We start from the raw sequence: 20,157 nt of genomic DNA, 5'->3' as shown, positions 1-20,157 counted from the left end.
ATTCAGAGCTTACAAGTAAGCGACATTACAGACAATTGACAATCCACTGTTTATGATGGACTATATACGTATTTCATCATTAGAGCCGCCTAAGGCTAGGAGATGGATAGATTATGAATAAGAAAGCTGATGGATTTGAGGGTGAAAAGTTATATATCGTTCCACCCTATATACTGGATAAATTAAATATGAATCCGCTTACAAAAAATCTATATATTACGGATATAGGCTGCTTCAGCCATGCCCGCCATCATTTTCGTGAAAGAATGCACGGATGTGACTCTCATATATTCATCTACTGTACCAGCGGAAAAGGTTGGATACGAACAAAGGATGGCCTAACGATTGACATGACAGAGCGAGGCTTTGCGTACATTCCCAGAAACATGCCGCATGCTTATGGGGCTGACGATAGAGATCCTTGGACAATTTACTGGTTTCATCTTAAAGGGGACCAAATGGATGATTTTATAGCATTGTTTGAGCCTTTTAAAACGTATATTTCGATATCTGCCAGTGATGGAGTCAAACTACTGGAGCTATTTCATCAGTGTTACGACCTTTTATTGAATAAATCATACTCCATTATACATTTAGTTCAAGTATCGCAAACTGTCCGTTATCTGCTGAGTTTTGTTGTATCGGTTGCATTTCGCAAGGAAGACAGTACGTACCAGAGTCATGTGGATAAGGCAACACGCTATATGAGTGAACAATTGGAATCCACCGTTTCGCTTGAGCAGCTTAGTCGGCATGTTCAGGTATCCAAGCAGCATCTGAACCTGATATTCAAGCAATCCACCGGCTACTCTCCTGTCGATTACTATTTAAGAATGAAGATACAGAGGGCCAGTCAGCTTTTGGATTTGACGAATGCCTCTATTAAAGAAGTTAGCATACAACTCGGTTTTAGGGACCCTTACTACTTCTCCAGACTATTCAAAAAAATAATGGGCTGCTCTCCTTTGGAATATCGAAATAATTTGAAGGGTTAATCTATGTTCATCAGGAGCGTTCAAATTTGCTTCTATCGGGCTACCGCAAGGTCACAGATCATTTACGAATCACGGGTGCAAGGTCTATACTTAAGGTTAAAAAAGGAAGTTTTGTATGCTCCTCACGTTGAATCGTAGACTAAATGCAGCTATGCCGCTAATTACACCAATCAGCATTCTAATTGGCGTCCTAATCGGTACGCCGTTGTCAGAATATACCGAACTCTCTCCCTGGCTGTTTGCATTCATGACCTTCGCGGGCAGCATCAGTATGGGGTTTAAGGATTTTGTCCATGTGATCAAGCATCCTGGTCCGCTGATCGCCTGTCTGTTTATTCTTCACCTGGCCATGCCGCTTCTCGCCATGATGCTGGGACATCTGGCCTTCAGTGATGATCCTTACACGATTACTGGACTTATTCTTGGTGCAGCTATCCCTACGGGCATTTCCAGCTTCGTGTGGGTCAACATCTATAAAGGCAATACAGCGCTGACATTGGCGATCATTTTAATTGATACGATTTTGGCCCCATTTGCCGTGCCGGGCATCATGTCCCTACTGATCGGAGCGGATGTGCAGCTCGATACCTGGGCGATGATGCAGAGCCTATTCTGGATGATTGTCGTTCCTTCGCTAATCGGCATGGTGTTGAACGAATGGACCAAAGGGAAGATCAAGCAGGTATGGGGACCACAGCTAGGACCGTTCTCCAAGCTGGCTATGGCTCTTGTCGTCATGATTAACGGATCTGTCATTGCGCCTTATCTGGTCGATTTTAATCTTAAGCTTGTCGGAGTATGCCTATCCATAATCGTCCTTGCTTCCACTGGATATGCGATCGGTTATCTGATATCAGGACTGATGCGGTGGAATAATGCAGACCGTACGGCGCTTGTCTTTAACGGCGGCATGCGCAATATTAGCGCGGGAGCCGTGCTTGCCATCACCTATTTCCCGGCCCCGGTAGCATTGCCCGTTGTACTGGGGATGATTTTCCAACAATCCACAGCATCTCTGGTCGGGTTTCTGCTGAGTCGTCGCGACCGTGGCAACGCCAAGGAAAAGCGCAATACGGCCTCTGTTTCCTAAGCAAAGGGAGCTAGCGGTCGGTGATTTCAGATGATAAAACTCCTCCTTATGAGGAGGAGTTTCGGAAGGGCGTTTCTATACGTACATGGTTGAAAGTCTAATTTAAATATGCATGCACAATCATGTAAATGGTCATTTTCCACTTCATAGCATTACTATTGAATCGTGTAGGGTAATAAACTTAGCTTCCGTAAAGAGCCTTTCGCGGCACAACGTTCAAGCCATATATTACCCTAAGGAAACTAAGAACGATATACACAGGTCGCAAAGTCTAAAACAGCTTTTGCGTAAGATTTTGAAATTGTGACTTCACTCCATCTTTCTGAAGTTCTGATTGTAACACCTGATTAAAGGTTTGAAGTGCATGCTGGAATTTATTTTCACCAAATTCCGTAATCCGAGTATACACACCTCGTCGATCATCCTCGCATGTATGTCTTTGTAAAGCCCCGCAGTTTTTGGCTTCCATTCTCACTACGAGTCTCGATGTCGCACTTTGACTTAATCCCACCAATTCTTGAAGTTGCTGCAGTCGTAATTTTTTTTCCTCAGAATTGGATATAAAACCCAAAACATAAAACTCCTTCAAGGATAAATCATAATTTTGTAGCAGAGCTTGTTCTAACTTTTCATTTAAAGTGGAATGGATGTGAGACAAAGACAACCATACATCCAAAAGTTCATTTTCATGTTGCAAGTTTAGACCACACCATTCTATATTGAAGTATTTCCACTAAGTTTATCCTATTGTAACAAGCTTAAATGGAATGGTCAAAACCCATACAATAATAACAATATGAAAGTGATTCTGTTTACGGAAAGAACCATAACAATGCATTAACTTGAACAAAGTCCCAGTCCTAAATGTAAAGGCGTTACAATCTTGTGCTTCAAAATTGATCTTCCACGATGATAATGGAACCAATCAGAACGGGAGTTACAAGAAAAGTTCAGCAATCTCTGAATTCTTTTTTAGGGATTCTAGCTACTGATTGATCGTCTTCTAAGCAAAAAAAAGACGGGCCTATCGGCCCATCTTTTTTGCGACTGCTTATTTACGTACGACGTCGTAGCCTTATCCTTCAGCAGTTGGATGACTCCATGCTAATCCAGATAGTGTCCTGCACCAACAACGATGAAATACTCTGCTTTCTCATCACTGTTAAGATAGCTCTCGATTTTATTGGCCATACCGATATTGCAGCATTCAGCTTCTTCTCCTGTAGTTCCTGGGGAGAAGTTATTGAACATGCCCATTTTCATAATCAATTGCTGCTGTTCTTCATCTGATGCTTTGCTGATTTCGATCTCTACACCCAGATAATCGGCTTCAGCAAAAACCTCCTCAAACTCTGAACGCAGTGGATAGAAACTGTCATCCGCAAGGTGGATCAATCCTACGAGATAAACCGTATTCCCACTATCCCCCACTCCCCACATGAAACCACGAGCATTTTCGTTGGTTGTTTGGGAGAACAGAAGCACAGTGCGGGATTTCTGATCCCATTGAACATAGTAGCCAGTGGCGTCACCGATCACCCGAATCGGCTACACATCGCCAGTATTTTGTCTGATAACTACGGTTGGAATGGAAATACGACGTTTATCTAAGATTGTATTTCCCACTGACTAGTGCCATTATTCATAAAAGATTTGAGCGATTTTAGCGCAATTTCTACCATATCACTCACCGCTTGATCAGTATAAAATGCTGTATGTGGCGTTACAATGACATTGGGAAATGCCTTTAAGATGGCCAGTTGGTGATTGTTCAGAACATTCAAACGGTGATCCTCATGAAAGATGCCCAGTTCATCTTCAAGTACATCCAATCCTGCAGCCCCTACCTTGCCCGTCTCGATGCCATAAATCAGAGCTTCGGTATCGATCAGTGCTCCCCGTCCACAATTCACGATGCAGACGCCATCCTTCATTTTAGCGATGCTATCCCGATTAATCATATGGTAGTTGCTATCGAATAAGGGTGCATGCAGGGTGATCACATCACTGGTAGAGATTAGCTTTTCCAGCGAAACATACTCTAGCAAATCCCTTAGATTATCATTTTCGTAAATATCATAGCCTATAAGGTTACATCCGAATCCGGAAAGATTTTTGGCAACAGTAGCTCCGATCTGGCCGGTACCTATGATCCCCACAGTTAAGTTTCTGATTTCTCTACCTTGAATACCTGCCAAAGTGTAATCCTGTACGGTGCCTCGCGCTAAAATCTGTTGTGCTTTACGTTCACACATTAGAATTAACATCGTGGTAAAATCCGCGACACTATTGGGCGAGTAGGTAACATTGGAAAAGCGAATGCCATACTCTTCAGCTGCAGCTCTATCTACATAATTGTATCCGGCGCTTCTTAGTGCGAGATACTTGACCCCAACCTTGCTTAAGGCTTGCAAAGTTGCTCGGTCCGCCTTATTGCTCCCTTGTATCGTTACAGCCTCAGCGCCTTGCGCTTGGCTTGCAGTCTCCGCATTTAACTCGTGAGCCACGTATTTGATATCCAAATCAAACTCATTCCTAAATTTTTCAAAGTATACCGCTTCATCAGGACGTGCTTGATAAACTACGATTTTATTCAAGGTAAAAAACTCCTTTCGGTGATATGGCTTCATCATGGAAAATGGAAAAACGCTACCGGGCAGCAAGATGTGAAAATATTCACATCTTGCTGCCCGTATATCGTCCATCGTCGGCCGAATAGTGTAAACATTTTAAATCGTCGTATTATAAGAAGTATGGCAACAGCAAGCTGATAACAACAACCATTATGGCTCCGCCGATCCGGTTGGCGATAGTTGCAAATGGCATCATCCCCATCCGCTCCGAAGTTGACAATACCCCGATAGCACCGGTTCCTCCCAGGTTTCCTAAATTAAGACCCACGGCGATCATCGAATCAATAGGGTGAAATTTCATAAGCTTGCCGACAATTAACGAACCTATGACAGAGCCGATAACCCCAAAGATGATAATGATAAAATTCGAAACTGAAAAATAGGAGGACACTTGGCTCAAATCAAGTGATGCAATCCCAATCCCCGTGATTAGGAACGGTAAAAAGTTTCGAACCATAAACCCTTGCCAGTAGTCGCTAGATTGGCACAAGCTATCATCCAAGAATCCAGTTGCTTTCACGATAATGACCAAAATTACAGCCCAAGCTATAAAGTTAAGCTGTGGTATGAGACTCTGCAAAATGTTACCGGCAATTATAAAAACAACCGAAACAAACAAGCCTGTACCTAACTTCGTAATATCTTTTTTCAAATCACTCGAGACTTTAGCTTTTTCTTCAGCGGGTTGGTCTGCATTTTTACGCACATTCTTCAGTAATTCGCCATTACCTGTTAGCGAAGGATAACGCTTTCCAAGTTTATGCAGCAAGCCGGCGAAAATGACGCAAATCAGGTTCGAAATGTTCATGTATACAAGGAATTGCCCAGAAAAAGTTCCTGCCGGCTTGTGAAAAATTGAGCTGTAAATGGACGGAACAACAGCGATTGCACCAGAAGAGCCTCCGGTATAATTCGGCAAACCGATCATAAATAGACCCTCCAGCAGCGTCGAACCTGTTAGGAGAGATCCTAGAAATAAGAAGATGAACACAAAGACCAGAGCACCAATAATACACGGTAATAGCCGTAATGTGATGGAGACGAGCACCTTCCGATCCATACTGAGAATCGAACCGATGATAATTGCCGCCAAAAATAAGTTGACAAAGCCCGATCCAATCAAACCAGAAACATTTGTCTGCACGTAATCCGGGATCAGGCCAAAATACACGAGTGCGGAGCCAGCGAACAATGGCAGGAGGATTGCTCCTCCCATCCAACTTCCAAAAATGGGGATGATGCCTCCAATATATGAGAACAAACCACCAGCCATCAAGAGAAATGCAATCGAACCGATAATATCTTTATTCAAATTCCCCGTATAGACCGCAAGCAAAATGATGATAGAGAAAGGAATATAGTATTTTAACGGCAACCCTGAAATCTTTATTCTTTTTAATTGGGTTATGAAATTTGGCTTCGGCGGAATAGCGGTAACCCCAATTTGCTTATCCATAGTAAACTCCCATCTGATTATTGTTATAGCGCAAATTGTTTAGCTGGATGAGTGATGACCCCCGTTAACGCGGATGCCGCGGCCACTGCCGGGGAAGACAAATAAATCAGCGACTTCTTGGTTCCCATTCTACCGATAAAGTTGCGATTGTTAGTGCCAAGTACCACCTCGTCGTCACTCATTAAACCATATGGTTGGCCGCAGCATAATCCGCAGCAAGGGTGCGAGACACTGGCACCAGCATCGATGAAGGTTTGAATATAACCGCGTTCCATCGCTTCTTTGTAAACGTTGATGGTTGCCGGAATCACGATCATTTTCAGGAAAGGAGCTATTTTTTTACCTTCAAGAATTGTCGCTGCCATCTCCATATCTTCAATACTACCGTTGGTGCAAGAACCGATATAAACCTGATTCAGTTTTGTTCCTTCGATTTCGGATATAGGATGGACATTATCAACCCCTTGTGGACATGACAATTGGGGCTCGAGCTTGCTGACATCGTAACGAAGAACTTGTTCATACTCGGCGTCTTCGTCCACTTTCAGCCAGGAAATATCATTATAATCCATGTCATAATACTCGGCTGTTTTTTCATCTGCTTCGAATAATCCTACCTTTGCACCAGCTTCCAAAGCCATGTTGGCTATGGTGAATCGTGACTGCATACTCATGCTGCGCACAGCAGTTCCTGTGAATTCCATCGACTTGTACTGACCGCCGTCCGATTTGATGTCACCAAGGATTCTTAAGATAATGTCTTTTGCTCCGACACCTTTCGGAAATTCGCCTTCAAGCACAATCTTGATGGCCGAGGGAACCTTGAGCCAGATCTCGCCCGTTGCCACAACTGCTGCCATTTCGGTATGCCCAATGCCAGTACAGAAACAGCCCGCCCCGCCATAGGTCGTTGTATGGCTATCTGTCGCTACGACGATTTCACCTGGTCTTGCGTATCTCAGTTCATGCATCAGAGAATGGCAAATTCCTTCGCCCTTATGAACGTTTTTAATTTGAAATTTTTCAGCCAACTCAAGTCCATCTACAAAATGAGCAGGGTCAGTATCAGCTTGGTTGGTTGGCATCAGATGGTCAAAGATGATTACTCCGCGATCCGGATAGATCGCTTTGGTCACATGCATATCCTTTAAAGCGCGCTTTAGGAACGAAGTGTAAATATCATGGATCATATATCGATCAGGCCGAGCGATTACAATGTCACCAGGAGCCAGACTTTGTTCGCCCGTATTTTTCATTAATAGTTTTTCAGCCAGTGTATATCCCATTGTTTTGTTATCTCCCTTCTGCCTCAGCTTTTTCCATTCGTTTAATGATATTAGGAATTAGTCCACCATCTTGAATAATTTCAAACATGTTATCGGGCACCTTGGGAATGCTGAAGCTCTTGCCGTTGACTGTAACTGACTGGTTCACTTCAACAGTCAGGATGTCTCCTTCTTCACAGTGCTCAGGTATTTCTGCATTTTCAACCAGCAGCATCCCGTTATTGATCGCATTTCTAAAGAAAATGCGGGCAAAAGATTTAGCGATGATGCAATAAACACCATGTACATTAATCGCTTCGGCGGCCATTTCCCGAGATGATCCGCAGCCAAAATTTTTACCAGCTACAATAATGTCTCCCGGTTGTACCTGGGATGCAAATTCGGGGCGAAGTGTTTCAAGACAGTGCGAGCCCATTTCCTTTTTATCGAGAATAACTCCGTGTCGGCCTGCAATAATAGTATCTGTATCAACATCGTCCGGGAGTTTCCATATCTTACCGCTAAATTTCTTTTCCATAAAAATCTTCTCATCCCTTCGAATTTAATGTAATACAGCCCTTCAACGCGGAGTTGGCAACGGATTCTGCGGAAGCCAGGTAAACCAGCGAGTCCTTTGAGCCGTTGCATCCCTTATAATTCCAGCAACTAGCCGATAGCATCGTTTCGCCTTCAGCGATAACACCTTTTGAAGTTGTCACACAGCTGGCACAGCCTGTGCTCAAGATTTGCGCACCGCTATCGATAAAGGTTTGAATTAGCCCTTCAGAAATAGCCTGTTTGTAAACTTCATTAGTTTGTGGTCCAATCGATAACCGCATAGTAATGGGAATCCGTTTTTCTTTCAGAATCGCTGCAGCTGTTCTTAAATCCTCAATACTGCCTCCTGTGCATCCGCCGATGAAACAAGCCGACAGCAGAGTGCCTTCCAATTCAACTGCAGGTTGCGATTGATGGATCGACCCCGGCAGAGCAACCATTGGTTGCACATCTCCTAGATCATAGCTTTCTTGGCCCGGTTCTTGATAATCCATATGAAGAAAAGCTGTCACAGCACCGCTTCTCGAAGCCAATTGGCATAGATCTGTTGTTTCTTTCCGGGATAAGGAATTTAAGCCCTTACCATAAAATTCGATGGCTTTGCCGTCGTATTTAAGCTCTTCTGATGCTAAAAAAGAGATTAAGAAATCTTTAATGGACACTTCTGGTTTGAGTTGACCCTTAAGTTCAATGTGCACAGTTTCCGGAACCACTAGATTCATCTTGCCGCTGGCACACACATGAAGCAATTCGGATGGATTCACATGTAAACCAAGAGCCTGCTCTACACCGAAAATGCTGTTGTGCTTGCCTGGCGAAACAATGATGTCACCAGGTTTTACATATTGATCCAGCAGAATGTGATATCCAATGCCTTGGGATTGGACAAATTTCAGTTCGTGCTTGCGAGCAAACTGAATGAGCTTCTTCTGTATTTCAGCCGATATGAAATTCCCAGCAGGAGTATCGAAATATAGCATCACGATCACCCGCTCAGGCGCTTCAAGCCGCTTTATATTTTCTAATTCATTAACAATTTCCAATGGTAAACTGTCACTTAAAACGATGTAGTTCGGTTCAATAACTGTAGTTACTCCAGACTTTTCGTTTAAAATAGATTCGATCATCGTCATATCAAACTAGCTCCTTCCCTATTTCTCTTATCTTTTCGGATATGATAGACCCCATTTCGCTTGTCCCAATCCGTTTACTTTCCGGTAAGCAGATGTCCATTGTCGCGTATTTTTCATTTAGTACCTGTCTAACTGCTTCCTCAATGGTCTGGCTCTCTTTTTCCAAACCGAAAGCAAACCGCAACATCATCGCACCAGATAAAATAGAACCGATGGGATTGGCGATATCTCTACCTACAATGGAATAATCCTTATTGTGTATTTGGTTAGGTGTAAACAAACCTTTCCCTTGGCGATTGAGCTCCGCTGACGGAAGTACATTCGGTGTTCCTGCCAATGCGGATATTTCATCCGAAAGGATATCTCCGAACATACCAGACGTTAGAATGACGTCATAGTTATGAGGATTAGTAATGACCTGCGCAGCGGCATCATCAATGTACTGATTCACCAGAGCTACATCCCGATAATCTGCACTAACCTCTTGGACAACCTCACGCCACAATTTCGAACTCTCCAAGATAACCGCCTTATCCAAACTTGTGACCTTCCTGCTACGCCCACGAGCAATTTCAAACGCGGCACATGCATTCGCTTTGATAATTTCTTCATTATAATATTCTTTATCAAGTGCTTCTCTGCCATAATCCCCGATTCCCCGGTATCTTTTGGACATGAGCATGCCGCCGGCCAGATCACGAAGCAAAAGAATATTAAAACCCTCGCCAATGATACCGTTCTTCAGAGGGCTCAAATCTGCCAATGATTTATATACGGAGATCGGCCGAAGGTTTATCGTAAGCTGTAGCTTTTTCCTAAGTAGAGAAAGAACATAGCTTGGACGCTTTTCTTGTGGCAATTCCGGATACTTATCGAGCCAGAGGCTTCCCAATAATATTGCGTCGCTTTCTTGACATTGCTGTAGGCTCTTATCAGGAAGGGGTTCGCCGTACTTTTGAACGGCCTCAGTTCCGGCTTCACATCTTTCAAAATGAAAGGTATGTTGAAATACGTTGCCGACTTCATTCATCACTTTGATCGCTTGGTCAACGATTTCTTTACCGATACCATCTCCATAAATAACCGAGATATTGTATGCCATCTACCTCATCTTCTCTTTTTAATATTACGGAATAATATTTTTAAGCATCCAAGGAGATTACCGTTATATTCCATGGATTTGCCGAAACATATAAATAATTACGATTACGCTTTAGTACAACGTTGTACTAAAAATAATCAACATCATTAACTCTCCAATGCACACAAGGCATACACTATCCTCCTTTTTAAAGTTTCGGCCGCATTTTGGAATTAAGTTTAAGTACAACGTTTTAGTATAACGTTGTACTTATTGACAAGCTCATTTTATATCAATAAAATGAACAAATCAAGGACATGTTCTATTTTTCACAATTGTTCACATTTACAGAAAATTAGATTAGGATTATATTTAAGGAAAGTATGACCAATTATTTATTAGACTGGAGACCTTAAGATGGTTACACTGAAGGATGTTGCTAAATTAGCTGAGGTATCTGTTTCGACGGTTTCCATTGTTATTAACGGTAAAACTAAGGAACGAAATATTCCCTCGAAAACCTACAATAAAGTCATGAAGGCCATAGATGAATTGGGGTATCAGCCGAATGTCAGTGCAAGACGTTTACGCAATTTAGATCGGGCCAAGCCGATTATTGCCTTATATTGGACATTAGATGCCCGGACGAACATGTTGACGGCACTGTTAGCGGGGATTCAATCCGAAATAGAAAAAAAACAATTTGATTTTGAGCTTGTTATACGTATTTATACGAATGATCGAATCGCCAAAGATGCTAAAGAGATCATGAATAATATGTATAATGGAATTATTATAGGTGCTACTTCCGAGGCGGATCTTGCGTATTTGGAGTCATTGTCGCCCCGCATGCCAATCGTTTTGATTAATCGCCAGTCTAAAAAATTCTCTACTGTTTATGTTGACTCTGGCGAAGTTGCAATAGAGGCGGTTTCTTTGCTTACCAAACAATCGGTACAAAAAATCGGAGTAGTAGCAGTAGAAAGTCCTTATGTTGCTTCCAACCAGCGTATAAACGCTTTTCTTGAAGAGTGCGGGAAGCAGCATATTTTAGTTGATCATCCACACATTATAACGGCACCGAATTCGCTTGCCGGTGGAGTAACCGCAGCCGGGAGATATCTCCAAATGACGGATAGACCTAAAACTATATTTTGTGAATCGGATACCATCGTTATGGGAATGATCCATGAATTTAACCGTCTGAAAATTAGAATTCCTGAGGAAGTTGCTATTATATCGATCGGGATGACTGGACCGGATGCTACCCAATATTCTACACCGCCCATTACAGCCATTGATATACCATCCGAGAAAATAGCCGCCGCAGCTATATCTATACTTTATAAATCGTTATCCCAGAAGAGTATACATGACCGGTTGTTGCCTGTTCATCAAAAAATAGCTCCGACAACTTATATTCGAGCATCATTCCCTTTAACCACCGGATGATATCCTTAACTTTCCGGGGGCATGAAAGGCATGTCGTAAGATATGGACACAACCTTGGAAGTGTTTTTACTTTGAGATTATTATTATTATTTGACCAACCAATAACCTCTTCACTACTTGAATTATGCTGTCGCTAAAGTTTGATCAAGTTGCAAACAAAATGTCACAACGGACGAAACTGGTTTATCACAAAAAAACAACCTTATTCGCAGTTGATCACTGGAATAAAGTTGTTTTCAATATCATTAAAATTCACTCAGGATTTGCCAGGCACGGCATTAAAAAAGGCCATGATCTTTCCTTTTGCAGCATCGATCAAGATATATATAGATTCCATATCCTTTACTGTATAAATCTTTTCATTGAGTTATTCAGCTTGCCATATATCTTTCAATTTCCAATATGTCAGCCCATTTACTAGCGCCTCTCCACCCTCTGTTATGATTTCTATGCCTAGCAATTTCTCACTCGGATAGATGCGACTTGTCATCGTAGCTTGCCCTTCATTCGCAAACATTTCAATGGATGAACGATCCAGATATACATGCAATGTCAGCTGTCCCTCAGCATTGAAGGCTGTTTGACGTACTCCATCTGTCTTTTTACCTGATTTAGAACAATTAAGCATTAGTTTCTGCTCCAGAATAGAATATGTGATAACCGTTTCTTCTCGACCTGTTCCACGAAACTTCAAGCCTACCAGGTCTGCACTTGACTTCGTGAGGTCGAACACTACCTTAACTTCAAGCAAGTCTTCTTCAACTTCCTTGAAGTAACTTCCAGAAATAGCGCCATATTGATACAAAACATGTTTACTTTGGCGAAGTAACTTCATTTCTTCAACTGGAGTCATCAGTACTCTATTATTGTCACCCAACGTAATTAAACGTGGGATCGTCATTGCTCCACACCAGCCGTCTGCTTTCGTCGGCATATCCGATTCCCACATATCCATCCAACCAATCGCAATGCGGCGACCTTGATCATCTAGAAAAGTTTGAACTGCATAGAAGTCATGACCAGTATCCAACTCGATGAACTCTCCATGCTTATATTCATTACTATCATAATTATATTCGCCAACATAATATCCCGTCTGGAACAAGTTATTGTACTTATCTCCTTGCGCATCAATACCTTGTGGGGAGAACATAAATATATGCTTACCGTTCAGTTCAAAGAAATCAGGGCACTCCCACATGAAGCCCATATTCTTATCTCCCTGCAGAAGCACACCATGATAGGTCCAAGTCCTAAGATCAGGAGATGTATATAGAATAACACGCGGCAGATCTTCTTTCGTGCTGTTACCTAGGATCATGTACCATGTATCCTCATGCTTCCATACCTTCGGATCACGGAAATGCTGTGAGCTATCAGTCGGAGGTTCAGCGATTACGGGATTCTGCCTTAGTTTTGTAAAATGAATGCCATCTGTGCTTACTGCCACATTTTGATTTTGGAAAAAGATATTGTTGGGTTGATCAATATAGTGATGACCAGTATAGATCAATGTCAGTTCGCCGTTATTATCTACTGCGCTTCCTGAGAAGCAACCATCAAGGTCACACGCATCTCCAGGCGCTAATGCAATCGGACAATGCTCCCAATGTACAAGGTCTTTACTCTTCACGTGGCCCCAATGCATTGGGCCCCAGTTCTCATCATAAGGATGATGCTGATAGAAGGCGTGATATTCACCTTTGAATTGAATTAATCCATTTGGGTCGTTAATCCAGTTTGCTGGTGCCATAATATGATAACCTAATCGGTACCGCTTGTTCATTTTCGCTTCTGCCTGTTTCAATGCTTCCTCAGCTTGCTTCGTATTGTTATTATATGTGTTCATCTTTCTTCCTCCTATGCTGTTTCAATATGCTTGTTAGGCTTGGGATCCAGCTTTTTCGGTTCTTTCTTTAAGGTAAAGATTGAGATTGTTGTAAAGGCAAATACGAAAACACCCATAATCACGTACGTATTTGCAAAACCTCTAATGTCATAAGACATACCGGCGATTGGCGAGAAGATCGAAGCTCCTACCTGACTCATAAACTGGAATCCCACCAGATACAAGATCGAAGACAGACGCGTATCGAAATTAGCAGCCAAGTACTTAAATACGGAGATCAGCATGATTGGCAGTTCCAATGCGTGAATCAATTTCATAGCTGAGATTCCATAAGGTCCAATAACTAAGCCTGAACCCATGATCCGGAACGCCATCAAGAACCCTGCCAATATCAGACCCTTTTTTGCTCCAATTTTGTTGACAATGAAAGGCGCTAAGAACATCATGCCTGCTTCCAAGAACACTTGTAGGGAATTTAAGTAACCGTAAACTTGATTGCCTAATGCAACCGTTGAGAACGTCGATGAAAAGTAATTCGGGAACTGCTGGTCATACACATTGTAAATACAGGTAACACCAAGAACATATAAAATGAAGAACCACAAATGCTTATTTGCAAACAAATGGCCGATTTGCTTAAAGTTAACGGATTCTGCTCGCTCCATCTCGGAATCTGTCATTTCAACTTTAATTGTCATCATAATGATAAACAGAACGACAGCAGATACTGATGCAATCCAGAAGTTAATGTTAGGGTTGATATTAAAGAGCTGACCAGCGAAAAACGTTGCTGCTGCCCAACCTAGCGAGCCCCACATACGAGATTTTCCGTATTCAAAGTCATATTTTCGGCTAACTTTCTCGACATAAGATTCGATGGCTCCAATCCCTGCCAAAAAAGAAATACCCAAGTATAATCCACCTGCAATGGCACCGAGAAATACATTGTATTGAAGTAACGGCCCATAGATAAAGATATAGAAAGGACCAACAAATAAGAGCAAAGAACTGATTAGAAATAAAATATGCTTCTTTAATCCGATTTTATCAGATATATAGCCATAAAGCGGTTGCATACATAGCGCAAAGATAGCGTTTACAGTAAAGATAACACCTGTTTCAGCACCATTCAGACTGATTTCTTGCCCTAGCCAGATGGAGAACAATGAATAACTTGCTGACCAAGTAAAGAAGAAAAAGAAGAAATAGGCACTTAGTTTCCAGTACATGCTCTTTGACTTTCTCATATCGAACGCTCCTCAAGTTGAACATTTAATGTAAATGAAAGCACTTTCGTATTTACAGATCGATTATATGTCAACCGCTTTCATATGTCAACCGCTTGACATATTTTCGAAAGAAAAAGAGCTTTCCTCTTTGATTTCAATTACTCTAATAAGGATAGCTCCACCTTCTATCACAATGCTGAAAACTATGGAAATTGTATTAAGCCGTACTAGCTTCAATCAGTTTCACTGGTAGATAGGTTTCTCGCGGGACATCACTGAATCCACCTTCAATTTCTTTAATAAGTAACTCTATGGAAGATCTCGCAATCTCCTGTATTGGTTGCTGAATTGTCGTTAATTCAGGAAGAAGATTGCGGGTTGTTTCTGTTCCGTCATATCCAATTACGCGAATATCTTCAGGAACACGTTTTCCTCTTCTTCTTGCTTTAGCAATAAAAGACGCAGCCACCAAGTCATTACTCGCAAACAATCCATCTACTTCAGGATGTTCATCGAGCAAGCGTTTAATCGGTTCGTCGTGATTCTGTTGGTGGAAGGGATCATGTACTTCATAGGTAATTGCCTTTCGACCATACTGCTCCATCACATCTTCATATGCTTTTCTTCTTAAGCTTGCTGGTGTTTCCAATTCAACAGGGCCATTTATGTGTAAGATATGCTTGCACCCTTTTTCAATAAGTAGTTCTGACGCCAGTTTTCCACCCATATAATTATCCGATCCTACAACTGGGATTGAATCGGATAGGAAGCGATCGATCGCAATGACGGCAATGTTCTTCTGTTCATAATTTACGATACCCCGATTGTGTGTACCAACGATAATACCGTCAACTTGATTTCGCATAAGCATATCCACATATGATTCCTCTTTATCCAGCTGATTCAAACTGTTACAAAGCAACAGCTTATAGCCTAATGACGCACAAATATTCTCTATATGAAAAGTCAGCTCTCCGAAAAATGGGTTGCTTGTAGTTGGAATGATTAATCCAATCAGATTTGTTCGTTTACTAAATAATGACCGAGCCACATCATTTGGAAAGTAATTTAGCTCTTGCATCGCTTTATGAACTTGATCCTTCGTTTCTTGACTGATATAGCCACGATTATTAAGTACGCGAGAAACCGTAGTCGGTGAAACTCCAGCTAATTGTGCAACATCGTTAAGTTTTGGTTTCATTGATTCTCCCTGCCTTCTCTCCATGCCATATCTCTAATTTTTTTCATTTTAACATGGTTAAATGTTAAAAAACATGCTTGAGCATTCTTATGGATTATTCTTCAGATTTGTCTCCCTCTAAGAATCTCCTTGGCGACAGAAGAACTGGTCAAAGAAGACGCTAAAAAACAAGGATATGATAGCGAATTTGTTGATTATTACATCATAGAAATGAGCAAAAATCCTCCTGAAGAAGCTTACACCGTATTGCCTGCGGCTGTAACCATTTCGTCGAATCGTGCCACTGCTTAATAGGCTCTGTCGTAAATTCATTTCAATTTTAATGATAATGGTAAACTAAAGTCTAAGCAGTCTCATTTCCTCAGATGCATGTCAGATGATAATTCAACGATCATCTTCATAATTAGTGAGAACTCATTGACTCGAAGTTATACTACTTCTTCATTGTCAATTGTTAGCGAATAATAATGTTTTAGACTAAACAATAAAGAACTAGACTGAGATAAGTTATAGACTGGCGACGCGTGGCCCGCATGCGCGACTGCAGTTGCGCTCCCCATCTCTTCCGGAATGAAGTCCAGCTTTGCGATCGGCGCGCTAGCGACTGCGCCCGTGTAATTAGAAAATATAGTCTTAGACTGGAAAATAAAGTATTAAAGGTATAAACTACGAATATGCTTTTTTCTTGAACCCTCTCATATGATGAGAGTAATTCAGTATTCGAGGAGATGATCTTGATGAACAAGAACATAGGGATTAAGGATACTTTGGTAAGGTTCGACGAGATTTCGAAGCATTATGTTCGGGAGCTGGACAAGTATAATCTGGCGGAACTGTGTCGCAAGCCAAGCGAGAACGAATGGTCGCTTGGGCAAATGTACCTGCATCTGCCCCATTCCACGATGAACTTGCAGCTCCGTCTTGCGGAGCAGTGCATGGCGCTGGGTGGCGGCAACGAGGAGGGTGACGGGAAGACGGAGGCCGGCCATGCCGTGTTTGAGCAAGGGAGCTTCCCACCGGTTCGCATTCAGGTACCGGCCGACTTGCAATATACGCCCCCACAGCCAGAAAGCAAGAAGCAGCTTGTCGCCAAGCTGGAGGAAGCAAGGCGCCGCATGCATGAGATTGGGGCGTCGCTACAGAACATAGACCCAGAGCGGCTGCAGCGAAAGGCGACTCATCCGGCTGTAGCCTTCGGCGCGTTAAACGCGGTCGAATGGTTCACGATGGTGGAGATGCATTACCGTCATCATCTTCTTCAAAAGGAGCGACTGGACGCTTTCTTACAAACTGCAGAGTTATTAGGCTAACAGGACACGGTAGTTGAATGTTGACCACAACAGCGGCCAGTCTAGGAATTTATTTTCGCGTCCTTATCTGCCGCTGTTGCATTTGTCGGATCAGTCTAAAACTTTATTTTCTTCGGACAATAAAGTTGTATACAAAAATCCAATATTTGTAATTTTGATTCTTTTATCAATATATAAAAATATGTACGTTAAAATGGGGTAATACCAGCGAAATTGATACAAACCGCAAAGTGTGTGGAGTAATAATGGTCTTTCTCTAAGGCGTGGCTATTTGTTTCCTCTAAGCTTTTAGAGGCTGATCGTTTGGACTGCTTACATCAACATAAACACGAACATATTCACTGTTTCTGTTCTGATAAGCCTTTGAACGCTTCAGCACTCTGTAGTAGTCCTCGAAGTGCTCCAAAAACTGATCAATCTCTTCAGGTATTCCTTCAACCCATATTTTTAGCATCCTCTTTTACAACTCTTCTTTTAGCGATGAGCTGATGAATATGCCGTGCGCATGCGATACAATCTGCTTTAGCCCTATGACTCCCAGTACCCGCCATTGGAGTGTCCTGCTCGTAGACGGCATCACTGAGGCTGATCCAAGTGAAATCTCGGTGATAACTGGAGTAGCTGCGGACATATTTGGCATAGGTCTGCATAACGCAAAAGCTTTTAAATGGGGTGAAAGGCAGATGGTGGGCTCACAGTTACCATAGATCATTCGAGATTAGAAATCGGCGCTATAGATGAGAACAATCTTGCAGGCACAAAGGATATCTTGGATCAAGTTCCAGGCCTCGGGCCAACTTGGAGCATTTTTAACCATTTCGTTTGTGATTCCGTGGATGGCGGTCGCTTCTTCTGGAATGAGGGATACCGGCTTGATTAACGTTTCAAAAAGAGGATTTTCGTCAGATCAATAATTCCAATCTCTACGATCTCAGAGTCGCCATCTAAACCGGTGGTTTTCACATCTAAAATGATATATTCCGATTTTCTCTCGATCCAGCTGTTGAATAATGTGAGGGCCGTATCACTACACTGGTCAAGATACACCTGTTCTCGGCAAAATTCGCATAAACCTTGTCTTAATAATTCCTGTTTTGGAACAGTTTCTTCACATCGTTTACATGTTCGCTTGGCCAACTGAACAGTTCGAGCTTTTTGTATTGCTGCTAGTTGTTTCTCTTATTTTCACAAAAAAACCAAGCTTACGATTATAAGATGGACTTTTTCTTGTACAAAAAAGAGTCTGCCCTTGGGCAGACCCGATACAAATGAACAGACTCGTGCAAGTTGTGCTCAGTCAGATTGAACCTGCAGGATAGAGGCTGTTTCAATTCGGATTTATTTTGTTAACTTGATGATAATGTGCTTCTACCCAACATCGTCTCTAATTCGAAAACATTTATTCCATCTAATGATCTTTTAATGGAATAACCTAGCTGACATTTTTAAACACCTCTATTGACACTAAACACTATCATCAATACAACACTTCGTTAAGCCACATTATTACAAATTTATTGATGTAGTTGAGATGGACTCACTTTTTGAATTTGAACAAGTATATCAAACGTTTTACCTAATGATATATCAACAGTTTTTGGTATAGCAGGGCCTTCTTTAGTTATTCCAGCGAAAATTTGATGTTGTTCGTTTAACCAAGTTTTTGTCACTCCGTTCGCCTTACGTAAATCAATAAAAAATTGATCTTTTTTGACCTGTCCAAAAATGTAATTATAACTGTTTGGATCATCTAATTTTAATATTCCATATGGGCCAAATTCACCATCATTATTATAGACATTATATTGTCCTTTATAAACAGATGTTCCAATAGATACATACCGTTTTCCATAATATTCTGCTAAATGCTGCCCAGCTACTTTAGGGTATATAAATGGAATCATATTTGTTTTCAAAACGTGTCCATTATGTCCCCAAACTATGGTTTTCCCTAAATGTTCTTCAGTCCACTTCGCATTTTCATACATTGCAATATCATGTTTCAAATAAAAATCCGATGGTTTATCAGGGGATGTTCCTCCTAACATTGTAGTAAACTGTTCAATAATACGAGCATTTTGTTTTATCCATGCGAACTCTTTGGATTTTCCGTTCAGATAACTTTTATTTTGTTCTAATAAAGCACTGATTTGTTTAGCATCTGAAATATACTTTTCTTTTTCTTCTTTTGTAAGGCCCTCAAAAGTAGTCATATCCTTTGTTACAGGAATGAGACCTTTTATCTTCTCTTCTACTCTAGGCACAAGATCTGAATTGTTTCTTTTTATATATTCTATTATATTATTATAAACATTCTCGTTTACTGATTGAATGTCCATCCCAATGATACGCACTTTAGATTTATGTTCTGGATTAGCATTATATTGTCGAATCCAACTAAGTAGATCTAACATTTCTTTTGTGTTAAATACAGGTGATAGATGTTGGCTTGGGTTTCCCTTACCAGTAAGAACATATCGATCAAGCTCCAGAGCTCTGTCCCATCCCTCTTCTAAAACTAAGTTGATGAATCCCTTTTCAGATACTAAATAATTAACAATGCGTTGTTTCATTGTAAAAACTTCATGAGCCCCATGCGTAGCTTCACCTAAACCTACAATTGAAGCTGAACCTACCATATTCTTAAGTGGTTTTAAATCATTAAAAGATGCAGTTGGATTAGTTGTTTTTAAAGGCTTTGCATGCATTTCTAACCATTCCGTTATTTGATTTGTATTGTAGGGAGCTGTAACAGAAACTCCTGTTTTCGAGTCTGCATAAGTACTTCCTACAAAATTAGTCAGTATTATAGCAAAAACACCAAGTGCAATAATCATTTTCTTTTTCATAATACCCTCCTAAAATACTTACTTGTTAGTTTTTTGACATGCTCTAAGGAGCCCAG

At 41.4% G+C, this 20,157-nt stretch carries 18 protein-coding genes; 5 read left to right on the top strand and 13 right to left on the bottom strand.

The annotated features are described in order from the left end of the window. Positions 1–113 precede the first annotated feature (113 nt). Positions 114–995 carry a helix-turn-helix domain-containing protein gene (locus MKY35_RS03050; RefSeq protein ID WP_342445555.1) on the top strand — a complete coding sequence of 294 codons (882 nt, stop codon included), beginning with the start codon at positions 114–116 and terminating at the stop codon, positions 993–995. Positions 996–1,110: 115 nt separating this feature from the next. Next, on the top strand, positions 1,111–2,085 hold the full coding sequence (locus tag MKY35_RS03045; RefSeq protein ID WP_342445554.1) for a bile acid:sodium symporter family protein: 975 nt from the start codon (positions 1,111–1,113) through the stop codon (positions 2,083–2,085). Positions 2,086–2,356: 271 nt separating this feature from the next. On the opposite strand, the gene MKY35_RS03040 is transcribed toward MKY35_RS03045, so the two are convergent. The 8 genes from MKY35_RS03040 to leuB form a co-directional block, all read right to left on the bottom strand. Next, positions 2,357–2,782, bottom strand: a complete 426-nt coding sequence (locus MKY35_RS03040) for a MarR family transcriptional regulator (protein WP_342445553.1) — start codon at positions 2,780–2,782, stop codon at positions 2,357–2,359. 407 nt (positions 2,783–3,189) lie between these two features. Then, complete coding sequence (locus tag MKY35_RS03035) at positions 3,190–3,624, bottom strand: TraB/GumN family protein (protein WP_342445552.1); 435 nt, start codon at positions 3,622–3,624, stop codon at positions 3,190–3,192. 68 nt (positions 3,625–3,692) lie between these two features. After that, positions 3,693–4,682 carry a D-isomer specific 2-hydroxyacid dehydrogenase family protein gene (locus MKY35_RS03030; RefSeq protein WP_342445551.1) on the bottom strand — a complete coding sequence of 330 codons (990 nt, stop codon included), beginning with the start codon at positions 4,680–4,682 and terminating at the stop codon, positions 3,693–3,695. A gap of 145 nt (positions 4,683–4,827) precedes the next feature. Further along, complete coding sequence (locus tag MKY35_RS03025; RefSeq protein ID WP_342445550.1) at positions 4,828–6,174, bottom strand: 2-hydroxycarboxylate transporter family protein; 1,347 nt, start codon at positions 6,172–6,174, stop codon at positions 4,828–4,830. 23 nt (positions 6,175–6,197) lie between these two features. Further along, positions 6,198–7,460 carry an aconitase/3-isopropylmalate dehydratase large subunit family protein gene (locus tag MKY35_RS03020; RefSeq protein ID WP_342445549.1) on the bottom strand — a complete coding sequence of 421 codons (1,263 nt, stop codon included), beginning with the start codon at positions 7,458–7,460 and terminating at the stop codon, positions 6,198–6,200. Positions 7,461–7,467: 7 nt separating this feature from the next. Next, positions 7,468–7,977, bottom strand: coding sequence for a 3-isopropylmalate dehydratase (locus MKY35_RS03015; protein ID WP_342445548.1), 510 nt, complete (start codon positions 7,975–7,977; stop codon positions 7,468–7,470). Between the two features lie 10 nt (positions 7,978–7,987). Next, on the bottom strand, positions 7,988–9,130 hold the full coding sequence (locus tag MKY35_RS03010; RefSeq protein ID WP_342445547.1) for an aconitase family protein: 1,143 nt from the start codon (positions 9,128–9,130) through the stop codon (positions 7,988–7,990). Between the two features lies 1 nt (position 9,131). Then, positions 9,132–10,232 (bottom strand): 3-isopropylmalate dehydrogenase, encoded by a 1,101-nt coding sequence (gene leuB / locus MKY35_RS03005; protein ID WP_342445546.1) that lies wholly within the window; start codon positions 10,230–10,232, stop codon positions 9,132–9,134. Between the two features lie 396 nt (positions 10,233–10,628). On the opposite strand from leuB, the gene MKY35_RS03000 reads away from it, so the two are divergent. After that, positions 10,629–11,663: a LacI family DNA-binding transcriptional regulator gene (locus MKY35_RS03000; RefSeq protein ID WP_342445545.1), complete on the top strand. Its 1,035-nt coding sequence runs from the start codon at positions 10,629–10,631 to the stop codon at positions 11,661–11,663. Positions 11,664–12,030: 367 nt separating this feature from the next. Here MKY35_RS03000 and MKY35_RS02995 read toward each other — a convergent pair whose 3' ends face one another. From MKY35_RS02995 to MKY35_RS02985, 3 genes are all read right to left on the bottom strand, one after another. After that, a complete protein-coding gene (locus MKY35_RS02995) occupies positions 12,031–13,512 on the bottom strand; it encodes a sucrose-6-phosphate hydrolase (protein ID WP_342445544.1) in 1,482 nt (493 codons plus the stop codon). Between the two features lie 11 nt (positions 13,513–13,523). Next, a complete protein-coding gene (locus MKY35_RS02990; protein ID WP_039270452.1) occupies positions 13,524–14,759 on the bottom strand; it encodes an MFS transporter in 1,236 nt (411 codons plus the stop codon). Between the two features lie 199 nt (positions 14,760–14,958). Continuing rightward, positions 14,959–15,942, bottom strand: a complete 984-nt coding sequence (locus MKY35_RS02985; protein WP_029515909.1) for a LacI family DNA-binding transcriptional regulator — start codon at positions 15,940–15,942, stop codon at positions 14,959–14,961. Positions 15,943–16,071: 129 nt separating this feature from the next. On the opposite strand from MKY35_RS02985, the gene MKY35_RS02980 reads away from it, so the two are divergent. Beyond that, positions 16,072–16,233 carry a hypothetical protein gene (locus MKY35_RS02980; protein ID WP_250273189.1) on the top strand — a complete coding sequence of 54 codons (162 nt, stop codon included), beginning with the start codon at positions 16,072–16,074 and terminating at the stop codon, positions 16,231–16,233. 446 nt (positions 16,234–16,679) lie between these two features. Beyond that, positions 16,680–17,252 carry a DinB family protein gene (locus tag MKY35_RS02975; RefSeq protein WP_342445543.1) on the top strand — a complete coding sequence of 191 codons (573 nt, stop codon included), beginning with the start codon at positions 16,680–16,682 and terminating at the stop codon, positions 17,250–17,252. Between the two features lie 434 nt (positions 17,253–17,686). Here MKY35_RS02975 and MKY35_RS02970 read toward each other — a convergent pair whose 3' ends face one another. Together MKY35_RS02970 and MKY35_RS02965 are read right to left on the bottom strand one after the other, a co-directional pair. Then, positions 17,687–17,902, bottom strand: coding sequence for a hypothetical protein (locus tag MKY35_RS02970; RefSeq protein ID WP_342445542.1), 216 nt, complete (start codon positions 17,900–17,902; stop codon positions 17,687–17,689). A gap of 864 nt (positions 17,903–18,766) precedes the next feature. After that, positions 18,767–20,101, bottom strand: a complete 1,335-nt coding sequence (locus tag MKY35_RS02965) for an erythromycin esterase family protein (protein WP_342445541.1) — start codon at positions 20,099–20,101, stop codon at positions 18,767–18,769. Positions 20,102–20,157: the final 56 nt, after the last annotated feature.

It is taken from the genome of Paenibacillus sp. FSL L8-0638 (genome assembly GCF_038593075.1).
In the GTDB taxonomy this organism is placed as follows: Bacteria; Bacillota; Bacilli; order Paenibacillales; family Paenibacillaceae; genus Paenibacillus; species Paenibacillus polymyxa_D.
The sequence above is the reverse complement of the archived record's forward strand: the minus strand, read 5'-3'. Positions and strand labels throughout refer to the sequence as shown.